General features: G+C 33.7%; 1 protein-coding gene. It reads left to right on the top strand.

Annotated elements, in window-relative coordinates:
* Positions 1–1,014: PAS domain S-box protein (locus AC1DTM_RS28435; RefSeq protein ID WP_477001484.1), on the top strand; the 1,014-nt coding region annotated here is incomplete at both ends.

The following is a 1,014-nucleotide window of genomic DNA, read 5'->3' as shown; positions in this document are numbered from 1 at the left end:
AGATTAGAAACTGTTAGACGACGTAACGATGGAAGTCTTCTTGATGTCAGTCTGACAGTTTCTCCTATACTAGACGTAAGAGGAAATGTGATAGCTTTATCTGCAATATGTAGAGACATCTCTGAAAGAAAACAAGCAGAAAGAGAACGACATCGATTACACCAACAATTAAAAGATAGTGAAATGAAGTACCGTGCACTAATCGAACAAGCAACTGATGCAGTATATGTAGTAGAGCTGAATGAAAATCATGTTCCAAGTCGATTCATTGAGGTAAACCCTGTTGGTTGTAAAAGATTTGGATATAGTAGAGAAGAGCTGCTATCGTTACCATTTCCAAATGTAGTACCACAAGATTCTAAAATGATTGTAAGGTTGTTAGAAAAAATTAGAGAGGGACAAACTTCCTTCACTTTGCAAGATGAATATGCTTTTCCAACAGGAAAAATAATAACAACTGAGTTTAGTGTCCGTGTTTTTAACTTAAATGGTAAAAAAGTTTTCCTGAGTATTTCTCGTGATATCACTGAACGGCTAAAAACAGAAGAATTACTACGGAAATCTGAAAAACTTGCTGTCGTAGGACAATTAGCGACTGCAATGGCTCATGAAATTAATAATCCATTAACCGCAATGAAAGGGTTTATGCAATTACTAAAATCAACGGAAACTGAKAATAATCAGAGTTATATAAATATAGTATCATCAGAGATTGAGCGTATAGAAAGTATTACTAATGAATTTATGGCGGTAGCCAAACCACAGGTGGTAAAGATACAACCTAATGATATTAGTGTGCTAATGGATCAAGTTTTAATGCTACTGCAACCTCAAGCAATGATGAATAATATAAAAATTAGAATTGATTTTACACCTGGTATTCCATTGATTCCATGCGAAGGAAATCAATTAAAACAAGTATTTGTTAATATTTTAAAAAATGCAATTGAATCCATGCCAACGGGAGGCGAAATTCTGATTCAAATTGATAAACTTGATAATGATCAAATAATC

This window comes from Bacillus sp. P4_D3, assembly GCF_056401855.1.
Note: the sequence above shows the minus strand (reverse complement) of the source record. Positions and strands in the feature narration are given on the sequence as shown.